The 12,857-nt window shown below is 73.4% G+C and carries 11 protein-coding genes and 1 pseudogene; 8 read left to right on the forward strand and 4 right to left on the reverse strand.

Annotated elements, in window-relative coordinates; all coding sequences use genetic code 11:
- Nucleotides 1-209 precede the first annotated feature (209 nt).
- Nucleotides 210-476, forward strand: a complete 267-nt coding sequence (locus tag MOTC310_RS09775) for a hypothetical protein (RefSeq protein WP_331301624.1) — start codon at nucleotides 210-212, stop codon at nucleotides 474-476.
- A gap of 237 nt (nucleotides 477-713) precedes the next feature.
- Here MOTC310_RS09775 and MOTC310_RS09780 read toward each other — a convergent pair whose 3' ends face one another.
- Both MOTC310_RS09780 and MOTC310_RS09785 read right to left on the reverse strand, forming a co-directional pair.
- Nucleotides 714-1,475 (reverse strand): sigma-70 family RNA polymerase sigma factor, encoded by a 762-nt coding sequence (locus MOTC310_RS09780; protein WP_331291468.1) that lies wholly within the window; start codon nucleotides 1,473-1,475, stop codon nucleotides 714-716.
- Nucleotides 1,476-1,581: 106 nt separating this feature from the next.
- Nucleotides 1,582-2,574 (reverse strand): SDR family oxidoreductase, encoded by a 993-nt coding sequence (locus tag MOTC310_RS09785; RefSeq protein ID WP_331301625.1) that lies wholly within the window; start codon nucleotides 2,572-2,574, stop codon nucleotides 1,582-1,584.
- Between the two features lie 185 nt (nucleotides 2,575-2,759).
- Here MOTC310_RS09785 and MOTC310_RS09790 point away from each other — a divergent pair.
- The 6 genes and pseudogenes from MOTC310_RS09790 to MOTC310_RS09815 all read left to right on the forward strand — a co-directional run bounded on the left by MOTC310_RS09790 (nucleotide 2,760) and on the right by MOTC310_RS09815 (nucleotide 9,121).
- Nucleotides 2,760-3,957, forward strand: a pseudogene (locus tag MOTC310_RS09790) (YihY/virulence factor BrkB family protein).
- Nucleotides 3,958-4,349: 392 nt separating this feature from the next.
- Nucleotides 4,350-5,060 (forward strand): Crp/Fnr family transcriptional regulator, encoded by a 711-nt coding sequence (locus tag MOTC310_RS09795; RefSeq protein WP_331291467.1) that lies wholly within the window; start codon nucleotides 4,350-4,352, stop codon nucleotides 5,058-5,060.
- A gap of 111 nt (nucleotides 5,061-5,171) precedes the next feature.
- Entirely contained in the window at nucleotides 5,172-6,461 is a 1,290-nt protein-coding gene (gene larC / locus MOTC310_RS09800; protein ID WP_331301626.1) for a nickel pincer cofactor biosynthesis protein LarC, read from the forward strand.
- The gene (gene larE, locus MOTC310_RS09805; RefSeq protein ID WP_331301627.1) at nucleotides 6,458-7,279 is read left to right on the forward strand and encodes an ATP-dependent sacrificial sulfur transferase LarE; all 822 of its coding nucleotides are present in this window, start codon (nucleotides 6,458-6,460) and stop codon (nucleotides 7,277-7,279) included. The genes larC and larE overlap by 4 nt, the downstream gene beginning before the upstream one ends.
- A complete protein-coding gene (larB, locus tag MOTC310_RS09810; protein WP_331301628.1) occupies nucleotides 7,276-7,956 on the forward strand; it encodes a nickel pincer cofactor biosynthesis protein LarB in 681 nt (226 codons plus the stop codon). Before larE ends, larB begins: the two co-directional genes overlap by 4 nt.
- A 55-nt stretch (nucleotides 7,957-8,011) precedes the next feature.
- Nucleotides 8,012-9,121, forward strand: a complete 1,110-nt coding sequence (locus MOTC310_RS09815) for an aldo/keto reductase (protein ID WP_331301629.1) — start codon at nucleotides 8,012-8,014, stop codon at nucleotides 9,119-9,121.
- Nucleotides 9,122-9,300: 179 nt separating this feature from the next.
- Here the strand turns inward: MOTC310_RS09815 and MOTC310_RS09820 are convergent, their stop codons facing one another.
- Nucleotides 9,301-11,577: a xanthine dehydrogenase family protein molybdopterin-binding subunit gene (locus tag MOTC310_RS09820; RefSeq protein ID WP_331301630.1), complete on the reverse strand. Its 2,277-nt coding sequence runs from the start codon at nucleotides 11,575-11,577 to the stop codon at nucleotides 9,301-9,303.
- A gap of 233 nt (nucleotides 11,578-11,810) precedes the next feature.
- Nucleotides 11,811-12,380 (reverse strand): PepSY domain-containing protein, encoded by a 570-nt coding sequence (locus MOTC310_RS09825; protein WP_331291462.1) that lies wholly within the window; start codon nucleotides 12,378-12,380, stop codon nucleotides 11,811-11,813.
- A 225-nt stretch (nucleotides 12,381-12,605) separates the two neighbouring features.
- Between MOTC310_RS09825 and MOTC310_RS09830 the strand changes: the two genes are divergently transcribed.
- On the forward strand, nucleotides 12,606-12,854 hold the full coding sequence (locus tag MOTC310_RS09830) for a hypothetical protein (protein ID WP_331291461.1): 249 nt from the start codon (nucleotides 12,606-12,608) through the stop codon (nucleotides 12,852-12,854).
- The last annotated feature ends 3 nt before the right edge of the window (nucleotides 12,855-12,857 follow it).

The raw sequence follows: 12,857 nt of genomic DNA on the forward strand, positions 1-12,857 counted from the left end.
GCCCGGCCTGGACGGCGCGCTCGCGCGCGCCCTCGGCCGCCCCGATCCCGCGGCCGCCCGGGACGAGCTGGCCCGCGACGCGGCGAACACCGTGCTGGCCGAGAAGGGCGAGGTCTTCGCCCCCGAGGACGATGCCTGAGGCGGACGAAAGCGGCCCGTCGGACCGGCCGGTGGTTGCCGTGGTGGGGGTGCGGGCCGATGTAGAGGGCATGCCTCATCCCGAACACCGGCCCGAACACCGGCCCGAACACCGGCTTGCCGCCCCGAGACCGACCGAACGCTACGCTCCCGGCGCGGCACCGTCCGCCCTGCGGGTGGTGCCCATCGCGGGCGGCCCGATCCTCGACGCGCAGACGCGCGTGCGGCTCGGCCATCAGATGCGGGCGATGTACGATCCGGTGATCGACGAGGCGCTGGATCCCCGGCTGGCGGAGCTGCTGCAGCAGCTCGACGCGGATCGGGGCGGCGCGACCTGAGATTCGGAGGGGGGAGCATCCGGCCCGCGCACCCGCCGCGGCTGCCGGTGAAGAGGCTCCCATCGGTGGATCGGGGGGATGTCACACCGATGGGAGCCCGGCCGAGTCGACGGATCGACCCAACCCGCTCCATATCGCCCAGGCGGGGGCGCGGCCGCTTTCACCTAAGTCAATTTGTTGACGAATACGGCCGTCGAAGTTTCGGATTGGCGTATTCGATCGTGAAAATCCTCGTGATCAGGCCGAGGTGCCGGTCACCGACAGCATGACCCCGTCGCTGCCGATCTCGTCGCCGCCGTAGCCGAGCATCCGCGCGAGCTGCTCGCGGGCGCGCCAGACCCGGCTCTTCACGGTGCCGATCCGGCAGTTCATCACGACGGCGGCTTCCTCGTAGCTCAGGTTCTCGATCGCCACGAGGACCAGGGCCTCCCGCATCACCGGAGCGAGGCGGTCGAGGGCCGCGCGCACGTCCTGCAGGTCGAGATGGCCCCCCTGCTCGGGGATGCTGGTCAGCCGCTCGGCGTAGTTGCCGTCGGTGTCGGCGACCTCGCGACCCTGCTTCCGGTGCTGGCTGTAGAAGACGTTGCGGAGGATCGTGAACAGCCACGCCTCCAGGTTGGTCCCGGGGGTGAAGCCGCCGCGGCCGCGCCAGCCGCGCAGCAGGGTGTCCTGCACGAGATCGTCCGCCGCGGCGGGGTCGCGCGTCAGCGAGACCGCGAACCGGTGCAGCGCCGGAACCACCTCCAGCAGGCCGGCGCGGAAGGTCTTGTCCCGATCGCCCTCGGCCTGCGCGAGGGCGATCTCCAGGCGCGCGAGCAGGTCGGCGAAGGGGTCCGTGGCGGCGCCCGCGTCCAGGCCGATCCGGTCGTAGGTGCGGCCGAGCAGGGTGCCGAGATGGGCCCGCACGGCCTCCGGCAGGCCGAAGCGGGTCTCCTCCCCGGCCTCCTCTGCGAGATCCGCGACGGGATCGAGGAGCGATGAGCCTTCGGTATCGGGCATTCGGTCCGGTCGTCGGCGGGCGGGCCGGTCAAGCCCCGAGGACCGTTTGTGGCGTGCCCGGGCCACCCATGCCGCAACATGGGTTAGCGCTTCGCCCGATCGGGGCTCAGCCGCGCCGACCGAACCGGCGCGTCGCCGCGAGGCCGGCGAGGATCGCCGCGCAGGCCCCCGCGGCGGCGAGCGCCGCGCTCAGCGTCCCGGCATCGGGGACGTGCTTGCGGGTACGCCAGCCGCCGTCGGCGCGCGTGCCCTGCGGCGTCGGCGCGCGCAGGGCCCCGTGCGTGCGCGGCCCGGGCTCTGCCCGATCGAGGGCCCACCGGAACCCGGCGCCCATCAGGTGCTCGGTTGGGTACGGGGCGAGCGCGTAGCCGACCTGGGCAAGGCGGGCCGGCCAGCCGACCGCGACCTCGTCGCGCGGGTGGCGCACGAGGCGGAGATAGGTCTCGGCCACGGCCTCGGGCGCGTAGTACAGGTGCCCGGGATTGAGCCGCCGGCCGCTGACATTGGCGCCGTGCTCCAGGCCCGGCGTGTCGACGATGGCGGGGAACACGGCGCAGACGTGGACGTGCCGGTGCCGGGCGAGTTCCTGGCGCAGGCTCGCCGAGAAGCCGCGCAGGCCGAACTTGCTCGCCGTGTAGGCCGCGGCGAAGGGCGTCGGCGCCCAGCCGCCCATCGAGACCGTGTTGATCAGCGTCCCCCGGCCGCGGTCGAGGAAGTGCGGCAGCACGGCGTAGGCGCCGTGCACGGCGCCCAGCAGGTTCACCGCGATCGTCTGCCGGTGCAGGTCCAGGGGGGCGTCCAGCAGGGGGCCGAACACCCCGACCCCGGCGTTGTTGATCCAGACGTCGATACCGCCGAAGGCCCGGAGCGCCGCCCGGGCCAGGGCGTCCACGGCCTCGGGCTCGGTGACGTCGGTGGGCACCGCGACGGCCTCGGCGCCCGACGCGCGCAGCTCGCGGACGATTCTGTCGAGCACGTCGGCCCGCCGCGCCGCCAGGACCACCCGGGCGCCCCGCGCCGCGAAGGCCTCGGCCGCCGCCCGGCCGATGCCGCTCGAGGCCCCGGTGATGACCACCGTCCCGCCGTCCAGGCGCGCCATGCCGGTTCTCCGCGTCGTCCGCCGTCGAGTTGCAATTGCACGGCGAACCCATTCGCGCGCCGCGGCGTTCCTCCTCGCAGCTGCGGCCATTCGATCGCGCCGCCCCGGACGCGTCGACCCAAACATGTCCGGGGCGGACCCGAAGGTCCCGCCCCATGTCTGCCCGAATCCTGCCGAGGTCGCCGATGCCTGCCCCCGATCCAGCCCGCGCCGGGACCGCCGCTCCCGAGGGAGGCGCCTCGACGGTCTGGACGCTCGCCCTCGCCACCGCGCTGATCGGCCTCGTCGCCCTCCCCCGCCGGCCGGCGGGGTCGGCCCGAGGCGCGGCCGGTCCCTCGGCCGGCCGACCGGGCCCCCGGCCGGTCCGCCGACCGGGACGGGGCGCGCCGGCCGTCGCCCGCGCACGCCGGGTTGGAGGCCCACGCCGTCGCCCGGACCGAGGCCGATCGCGGGCGGAGGGCCTCGACGCCGACCGAGATCCCCGCGAAGGGCTGGAAGGACATCGCGCTGCGCGCCTATCACGATATCGGCGAGAACCGCCTGTCGCTGATCGCGGCCGGCGTCACCTTCTTCACGCTCCTGGCGATCTTCCCGGCGGTGGCGGCCCTGGTCTCGTGCTACGGGCTCGTGGCCGATGCCTCGACCATCAACGACCAGCTCGCCAGCCTCCAGGGCATCCTGCCCCAGGGCGCCCTGGAGATCGTCGGCGATCAGGTGAAGCGGCTGAACGAGCAGGGTAACACCACCCTCGGGTTCAGCCTGCTCATCAGCATCGTCCTGTCGGTGTGGAGCGCCAATGGCGGCGTGAAGCACGTCTTCGACGCCCTCAATCTCGTCTACAACGAGCGCGAGAAGCGCAACTTCTTCGTGCTCAATCTCGTCTCCCTCACCTTCACGGCGGGCGCGCTCCTGTTCCTCCTGCTGGCGCTGGCCGCCGTGGTGGTGGTGCCGGTGGCCCTGGAATTCGTCGGGCTCGGCGCTGATGCGTGGTGGCTGGCGCTGCTGCGGTGGCCGGTCCTGCTCGTGGCGGTGCTGCTCGGGCTCGCCGTGCTCTATCGCTACGGGCCGAGCCGGGACGCGCCGCGCTGGCGCTGGGTCACGCCCGGTGGCGCCCTCGCGGCCGTTCTGTGGATCGTCGCGTCGCTGCTGTTCTCCTGGTACGTCGCCCATTTCGGCAGCTACAACAAGACCTACGGCTCGCTCGGCGCGGCGATCGGCTTCATGACCTGGATCTGGCTCTCGACCATGATCGTGCTGGCCGGCGCCCAGGTGAATGCCGAGATGGAGCATCAGACCGCCGAGGACACGACCGTCGGCGAGCCGCAGCCGCTCGGCACCCGCCGGGCGCGCATGGCCGATACGGTGGGCGCCGCCGCGGAGTAGCGCCGCACCCGGCCACCCTCACGGGCGAAGGGCCTCGTGGGGAGGGCCTCGTGGGGAGGCCATCGCGGGCGAGAAGGCCGACTTAACACAGGTTGGCGCACGTTTTTCTGCTGCAGGCACAAGCCGATCAAGAAGATCCGGACTTCGATGTTCGGACGACGGTTTGGCCCCCTGCCGATAGAAATATCCGTGCCTCATTATTTCATCGACACCCTTGGTGGCGCCGTCGTGCGGGCCGCTGCGGACGGACGCGCCCTCGCCCGGTCCCGTGCCGTTGCCGGCTCGGGCGCCCGCCCTCCCGTCCGCAGCGCCGTCGCGCCGCCGGTCCCGGTCGCGCTCCGCCTGACGGCCGCCGGCACGCCGGCGCCGCGGTGATCTGACCGGAGGCGGACGTGGAGAACCCGTTCGTTCGGAAGATGGAGCGGCATGTCCGGCTCGCGCCCGAGGACCGCGCGGTGCTCGACGGGTTGGGGCGCCTGCATGTCCGCCACGTCGCGGCCCGGCAGGATATCGAGGGGCAGCAGAGCGACCCGTATCACACGCATCTGATCCTCGACGGCTGGGCCTGCCGGTACAAGCAGTTCCCGGACGGGCGGCGGGCGATCGTGGCGCTGCTCCTGCCGGGCGACCTGTGCGATCCGTTCGTGTTCCGCCGGGCGCGCATGGACCACGCCATCGGTGCGCTGACCCCCGTCACCGTCGCGCGGATCGCCCCGGACCAGATCGGCGAGGCGATCCGCGGCCGCCCCGCCGTCGAGGAATGCCTGTGGCGGGAATTGCTCGCCGCCACGGCCATCCACCGCGAGTGGATCGCCAGCGTCGGCCGGCGCTCGGCGATCGAGCGGCTGGCGCACCTGTTCTGCGAGCTGCATCTGCGGCTGACGCGCGTGGGCCTCGCGGACGGGATGACGCTGCCGATGCCGGTGACCCAGCCCGACCTCGCGGACGCCCTCGGCCAGACGAGCGTGCACATCAACCGCACCCTGAAGGAGCTGCGCACCGGCGGCCTCGTCGCCCTGCGCAGCCGGCGCCTGACGATCCGCGACCTCGACGGGCTGCGGGAGCGCGGGCTGTTCGATCCCGCCTACCTGCAGCTCTCCTGAGCGGCGCGGGCGATACGCCGCGGCACCGGAGGCCGCGCGCGCCTTGTCGCGGGAGCGCCGCGGCCGATCTGAGGCGGACTGTCACCCGCCACGGGCCCCGCGCGACACACGATGCACATCCATCTCGACGCGCTCGGCGGCGTCGCCGGCGACATGTTCGCCGCCGCCCTGCTGGACGCCTTCCCCGAGCATCAGGCCGGCGTGTCCGCCAGCATCCGGGCGGTCGACGCGCGCATCGCCTGCGCGGTCCGGGCGCACAATGACGGGATCCTCAGCGGGGCGCGCTTCGCCGTGTCGGCGCCCGGCCCGGAGCCCCGGCCCGCGCCACTTCGGCACGAACACCCCGCGCCGCACGACCATGCCCACGGGCACGATCACCCTCACACTCACAGTCACGATCACAGTCACGCGCACGACCACGGCCACCGGCCCTGGTCGGAGATCCGCGCCGCGCTGGGAGCGGCCGATCTCGCGCCCGCCGTGCGGGCGCACGCGCTCGGCATCTTCGGGCATCTGGCCGACGCCGAGGCCCGGGTGCACGGCATCGCGGTCGAGGCGGTGGCGTTCCACGAGGTCGGGGCCTTCGACTCGATCGCCGACATCGTGGCGGCCGCCCACCTGATCGCCGCGCTGGAGGTCCGGAGCTGGAGCGTCTCGGCCCTGCCGCTCGGCTCCGGACGGGTGCGGACCCAGCACGGTCCCCTCTTCGTCCCGGCGCCGGCCACGACGCTGCTGCTCGACGGCTTCGCGACCCTCGACGACGGGATCCCCGGCGAGCGCGTCACCCCCACAGGGGCGGCGATCCTGCGCCACCTCTGCGGCGACGATCCCGGGCGGGGCCGCCCCCGGGGCATCCTCGGGCGCACCGGCATCGGCTTCGGCACGAAGGTCCTGCCGGGCCTGAGCAACTGCCTGCGCGCCCTGGTGCTGGAGGAGGCCTCCCCCGGTCCGGGCCGGCGGGCGCTCACCGTCATCGCGTTCGAGGTCGACGACCAGTCCGGCGAGGATCTCGCCATGGGCCTCGACCGGCTGCGCGCGGAGCCCGGTGTCGTGGACGTCGTTCAGATGCCGGTCATCGGCAAGAAGGGCCGGATGATGGCCCGGATCCAGGTCCTGGTCCGCCCGGAATGCCTGGAGGCGGCGATCGCTGCCTGCTTCCGGGAGACCACGACCATCGGACTGCGTTACCACCGGGTGGAGGGCGCGGTGCTCGAACGCGCCGCCCGCGCGGTGGAGCACGACGGCCGGTCCGTTCGCGTGAAGATCGTCGATCGCCCGGGCGGGCGCACCGCCAAGGCCGAGGCCGACGACGCCCGCGATCGTGCGGGCCACGCGATGCGGGTCGCCCTGCGCCGCGAGGCCGAGCGCCTCGCCCTGGAACAGGAGCAGGAGGAGCGGTGACGCGCCAGAATCTCGAATCTGTCCTGGCGGGGCTCGGCCCCGTCGCGGTGGCGGTGAGCGGCGGGGTCGACAGCCTGACGCTCGCCACCCTCGCCCACCGGCTGGCGCCGGCCGCCACCCTCGTGGTGCACGCGGTCTCGCCGGCCGTGCCCGCGGAGGCGACCGCGCGGGTCCGCGCCGAGGCCGCCCGCGAGGGCTGGTCCTTACGGGTGATCGAGGCCGGCGAGTTCGCCGACCCGGCCTACCGGGCGAACCCGGTCAACCGCTGCTTCTTCTGCAAGACCAACCTGTACGGCGCGGTCCGGCGCGTCACCGACCGGCAGATCCTGTCGGGCGCCAACCGCGACGACCTCGGCGAGTACCGCCCCGGCCTCGACGCCGCCCGGGAGCACCGCGTGCGCCATCCCTACGTGGAGGCGGGGTTCGACAAGGCCGCCGTCCGGGCGCTGGCCCGCGACCTCGGCCTCGGCGCCGTGGCGGAGCTGCCGGCCGCGCCCTGCCTGTCGAGCCGGGTCGAGACCGGCATCGCGATCGAGCCGGAGACCCTGGGCTTCATCCACGCCGTCGAGCGGCTGGTCGGCGGGGCGCTCGATGCGGATAGCGGCGCCAAGCGCGCCGTCCGGTGCCGGGTGCGCGCCGAGGGGGTGGTGGTGGAGCTCGATCCCGGGAGCCTCGCCGCCCTCGACGCCGCGGATCGCGAAAAGCTCGGGGCCGGCATCCGGGCGATCGCGCCGGCGCGTCTCGCCGGCCTCGTCCGGTTCGCCCCCTACCGGGTCGGGAGCGCCTTCCTGGTCGAGCCGCGGGAGGCCCGGGCGTGAGCATCGCCGAAGAATTCACCCTGGATTTCGCCCGGTCCGAGCGGATCGGGCTGGAGGAGGCGATCTTCTGCGCCGGCAAGAGCCCGGAGCAGATCGACGCGATCTTGGAGGCTGCCCAGGCGCGCGGCGCCTCGCTGCTCCTCACCCGCCTCGACCCGGAGAAGCGCGACCGGCTCAGGGATGCGGCGCGGCTCGACTATTGCCCGGTCTCGCGCACGGCGGTGTTCGGCGAGGCGCCGCGGGTCACCGGCCCGGCCCGGGTCGCCGTGGTGGCGGCCGGCACCTCGGACGTGCCCGTCGCCCGCGAGGCCCTGCGGGTGCTGGCCTATGCCGGGCGGCCGGCCTCGCTCTTCGCCGATGTCGGCGTCGCCGGCCTGTGGCGGCTGACCACGCGGATCGAGGAGATCCGCGCGCATCCGGTGGTGATCGTCGCCGCCGGCATGGATGCGGCGCTGCCCAGCGTCGTCGGCGGCCTCGTGGCCGGCGCGGTGATCGCGGTCCCGACCTCCGTGGGCTACGGCGTCGCGGCGGGCGGCCGGGTGGCGCTCGAGGCGGTGCTGGCGAGCTGCGCGCCGGGCATCACGGTGGTCAACATCGACAACGGCTACGGCGCCGCCTGCGCCGCCCTGCGCCTGCTCCACGCGGCGGGACGCCTCGCCACGGGGACCGAACGATGACGCGGCCCGACGCAATACTTCCCCTCACCAGGACATCCTCGAACGGAGACAGCCGATGGAACGCCGCAGCTTCCTCCAGGGCGCCGTGCTCGGCGCGGGCCTTGCCGGCGCCGGCAGCGCGGGTGCGGCCGTGAACGCCCCCGCGCTCCCGAACACCCGCCCGCAGGACCCCGCGGACCTGCCCTTCGTCAACGATCCCGGCGAGCGCCGGGGCGAGATGCTCTATCGTTCCTTCGGCCGGACGTCGGAGAAGATCTCGGCGATCGGCATGGGCGGGTTCCACCTCGGCAAGAGCGCGGTGACCGACGACGAGGCGACGCGGCTGATCCATGCCGGGATCGACCGCGGCATCACCTTCATGGACAATTGCTGGGACTACAACGACGGGCGCTCGGAGCTGCGCATGGGCGCGGCCCTGGCCCAGGGCGGCTACCGCGACAAGGTCTTCCTGATGTCCAAGATGGACGGGCGGACCAAGGAGGAGGCGCTCAAGCAGATCGACCAGTCGCTCCTGCGCCTGCGCACCGACCGGATCGACCTCGTCCAGCACCACGAGATCCTGCGCTACGACGACCCGGACCGGGTCTTCGCCGAGGGCGGCGCCATGGAGGGCTTCCTGGAGGCCAAACGCCAGGGCAAGCTGCGCTACATCGGCTTCACCGGCCACAAGGATCCGCGCATCCACCTGCAGATGCTGGAGGTGGCGGCCGAGCGCGGCTTCCACTTCGATTCCGTGCAGATGCCCGTCAACGTGATGGACGCGCATTTCCGCTCGTTCAGCCACCTCGTCCTGCCGTATCTCGTGCAGAACGGCATCGCGCCGCTCGCCATGAAGACCTTCGGTGACGGCGTTATCCTGAAGGCGGACGCGCCGATCAAGCCGATCGAGTACCTGCACTTCTCGCTGAACCTGCCGGTCTCGGTGGTGATCACCGGCATCCAGAACCAGCGCGACCTCGACCAGGCCTTCGAGGCGGTGAAGACCTTCAAGCCGATGGACAAGGCGGCGGTGGCCGAGCTGCTGTCGCGGTCGAAGCCCTACGCGCTGGAGGGCAAGTACGAGCTGTTCAAGACGAGCGCCACCTTCGACGGCACCGCCAAGAACGCGGCGTGGCTCGGCGAGGACGTCGCGAGCGTGAAGAAGCTCGCGCCGACGATGGAGTAGGGGGCGGGACGTCCGGCCCTCGGGCGACGTCCAACCCTCCCCTCATCCTGAGGTGCCGGAACGCAGCGGAGGCCTCGAAGGAGACCTCCGCTGCGTTCCCTGGAGCCCCCCCTTCGAGGCGGCTGCGCCGCAGCTCACGATGAGGGGGGCGATTTGCAAGTCCGCGCCCGTCCTCTCCCTCACGCCACGTCCTCCAGCCGGATCGGCAGGCTCCGGATGCGGCGGCCGGTGGCGTGGTGGACGGCGTTGGCGATGGCGGCGTTCACGCCGATGATCCCGAGCTCGCCCAGGCCCTTCAGGCCCAGCGCGTCGACCTGATCGTCGGGATCGGGCACCAGCAGCGCCTCGACCTCCGGCGCGTCGGCCGCCGTCGGGACGAGGTACTCGGCGAGGTCGGGGTTGCGGTAGGCGGCGCCGTCCAGCACCGTCTCCTCGAGCAGCGCCGAGCCGAGGCCCCAGATCATCCCGCCCATGAGCTGGCTCTTCGCGGTCAGCGGGTTGAGGATCCGCCCCGCCGCGAAGGCGCCGGTGAGCCGGGCCACCCGGATCTCCCCGGTCTCGGCGTGGACGTGGACTTCCGCGAACTGCGCGCCGAAGCCCCAGGACACCGCCTTCCCCGCGCCGCCCAGGCTGAGCCCGATATGGCCGCCGCGCAGACCCTTGAGCGCCGTCTCCCGGTCGCTGCCCTCGGGCACGAACTCCGCGACCGTCTCCGCACCCCCGGTGCCGACCGCCTCGGCGAAGGTGATCCCGGTCCCGTCCGGGGCCGCGAGCCGACCCCCGACGAGGCGCAACGAGCCCGGATCCCGGCCGGCGAGGCGCCCGCCCTGCCCAGTCGCCGCCTGCGCCAGGGTTTCGCGGAGCTGCGCACAGCCCAGCGCCAGGGCGCCCATCAGGCTGGTGGTCGTGCTCGACCCGCCCGAGATGCCCGCCGCCGGCAGGTCCGTGTCGCCGAGCCGGACCCTGACCCGCTCGACCGCCACGCCGAGCCCGTCCGCGGCGCCCATCGCGAGCAGCGTGGTGATACCGTTGCCGATCTCGTGGTGCGCGCAGGCCACCTCGGCGGACCCGTCCGGGCCGAGCCGGACCCGCATCGTCGCCGCGGCGATCTTGGTGGGCCGCACCGAGGTCGCGCAGCCCAGGCCCACCCGCCAGGGTCCTTCGTGCATCGAGCCCGGGCGCGGCACCCGGCGCGACCAGCCGAAGGCCCGCGCGCCGGCCTCGAAACAGGCCATCAGCGGCCGGGTCGAGAACGGTTTTCCGCTGACCGGATCGACCGCCGTGTCGTTGCGCCGGCGCAGCTCGATCGGGTCCAGGCCGAGGGCCGCGGCCATCTCGTCGACGGCGCTCTCCAGGGCGAACAGGAACGGCACTTCCGGCGGCGCCCGCATCGGCCCGGGCGTGTTGCGGTCGACCCGCACGGCCCGCTCCTCGGTGCGGATGTTCGGGCAGGCGTAGAGGCTCGCGGTCACCTCCGCGCCCTCCATCACGAAGGGATCGAAGCGCGACGTCACGGTGTCGGCCTCGTGCACCAGGGCGCTGAACCGGCCCGTCCGGTCGGCGCCGAGGCGGATGCGGTGGCGCGATTCCGGCCGGTAATTGGCGATGGTGAAGCACTGCCGGCGGCTCGGCACCAGCGAGACCGGCCGGCCGAGGCGCCGGGCCGCCAGGGCGACCAGCGCGGTGTGCTGCGACAGGGCGAATTTCGAGCCGAAATGGCCGCCGATCAGGCCCGCCACCACCCGCACGTTCGCGGGATCGAGCCCGAGCTGCGCCGCGAGCCCGTGCTGCACGGCGCCGACGTAGCGGGTCGGCTCGTGGACGGTGAGCCGGTCGCCGTCCCAGGCGGCCCGGGTGGTGAACAGCTCGATCGGGTTGTGGTGCTGGACCGGGGTCTCGTAGCGCGCCTCGACCCGGACGGCCGCGTCCGCCAAGCCAGCCTCCGCCTCGCCCCGGGCGATGTCCTCGTGGTGGGGCTTCAGGTCGGCGAGGCGCACGGTCTCGGCACCGGGCGCGTCGAAGCCGCCGGCGGCGGGCTCCTCCGCGTAGGCGACCCGGACCGCGCCGGCCGCCGCCTCGGCGGCTGCCAGGGTCTCGGCGACCACGAGGGCCACGATCTGGCCGGCATACGCCACCGCGTCGGAGTCGAGGGGCCGGTGCGAGCTGTTGGCGAAACCGCCCGCCATCAGGTGCTTCACCGGCGCCACCGCGCCCGCGAAGTCCCGGTGGGTGAAGATCCCCAGGAGTCCCGGCACCCGCTCGGCCACCGCGAGGTCGAACCCGGTGACGCGGCCCCGGGCGATGGTGCTGGTCACCAGGGCCGCGTGGGCGATGCCGGTCTCCGGCCCGGTGTGGTCGGAGCTGTACAGGGCCCGGCCGGTGACCTTGTCGGGTCCCTCGACCCGGGTGTGGGACTGGCCGAGATGGCCGTCGGTTTCCCCTGCGCGCGCGTCCATGCCGCCCTCCCCGCCCCGCGGCCGCTCGGGCCGCCGCGTGCGAGGGCAATGGCCGGGACGGGCGTTCGGGTCCGGGGCGACAGGTTGCAGCGGCCGACGCGACCGTGCTGCTGTCGCGCCGGAGTGCGGCGACCCGGGGCGGCGCGCCCCGGATCAGCGCGGCGCCGCCCTGACGGCCGCGCGCCGCGCGGAGACGTGGGGGCTGCGACGGGCTTCCGTCGCAGCCCGAGGCCTCAGTTCAGGACCTTGCCGTCCGGCCCGACCTTGACCTCCTGCTCCTTGTCGGCGCCGGCGACCTTGATCTCGTACTGGACCGCGGAACCGTCCTTCTCGACCTCGGCCTCGTAGGCCTTGCCGCCGCCAGCCTTCTGCTCGGCGATGGCGAGCGCGTCCTTCAGCGAGGTCTTGGCGTTCTGGAAGTCGGAGGCCTTCAGCCGGGTGAAGTAGCGCTCGATCGGCTGGTTCTCGGTCTTGTAGAGGGCGCCGGTATCGGCGTTGATGCCGTACTCGACGAGCTTGCCGCTCGGGTACACGACCTTGATCGCGTAGTGGGCCGGATCCTTGCTGCCGGCCTTCTCGAAATCGGCGTCGATGGCGCGGCCGCCCTTCTCGTCGCCCTGCGACTCGGCGGTGGCGAGCGCCTGGGCGAGGCCGACCTTGGCGGCCTTGGCGACCTGCCACTCCTTCAGGTTGCTGTCGGCCTTGGAGGCGGGCTCGGCGGGGGTCGCGGTGGGCGTCTGGGCCAGGGCGAGGCCGGTGGAGAGGGCGAGGAGGCCGGCGGCGGCGGTGAGACGGGTGATCATGGCGGGGTGTCCCTTCGCGGGTTCATTCACGGGTGCGTGAAACGTCGGGTCCGGAAATCCGGTTGCCCGCGATCGGGAAAAAATTCGGCTCCGGTCTCCCGGCGGAGCATCGGGCCGCGCGGGCTCGACCGTCCGGCGAGACGGGCGGCCGGCGCCCCTGTATGACACGCGGACGATCCGGCGCGCCCCTGGGCGACGGCGGAGGTCCCCCCGATGGAGCAGGCCATGACCGCGCACGAGCCCGAGCCGCTGGACGAGTTCACCCGCCTGCACGCCAAGCTGTCCGCCCTGGAGATCGTGCTCGGCGTCCTGATCGGGCGGCTCTCCGAGGAGAACCCGGAGATCCGCGAGGATGTGAAGCGCGACGTCGCGGCGATCCTGTCGGACATGCCGATCGACGGCCCGAGCGAGGAGATGATCGCCGCCGAGGTCCGCCGCGCCGCCGATGTCCTGACCAGCGTGTCGATCGGCTGAGCC

The sequence above is a fragment of the Methylobacterium oryzae genome (genome assembly GCF_036441375.1).
GTDB classification, from domain to species: Bacteria; Pseudomonadota; Alphaproteobacteria; order Rhizobiales; family Beijerinckiaceae; genus Methylobacterium; species Methylobacterium oryzae_A.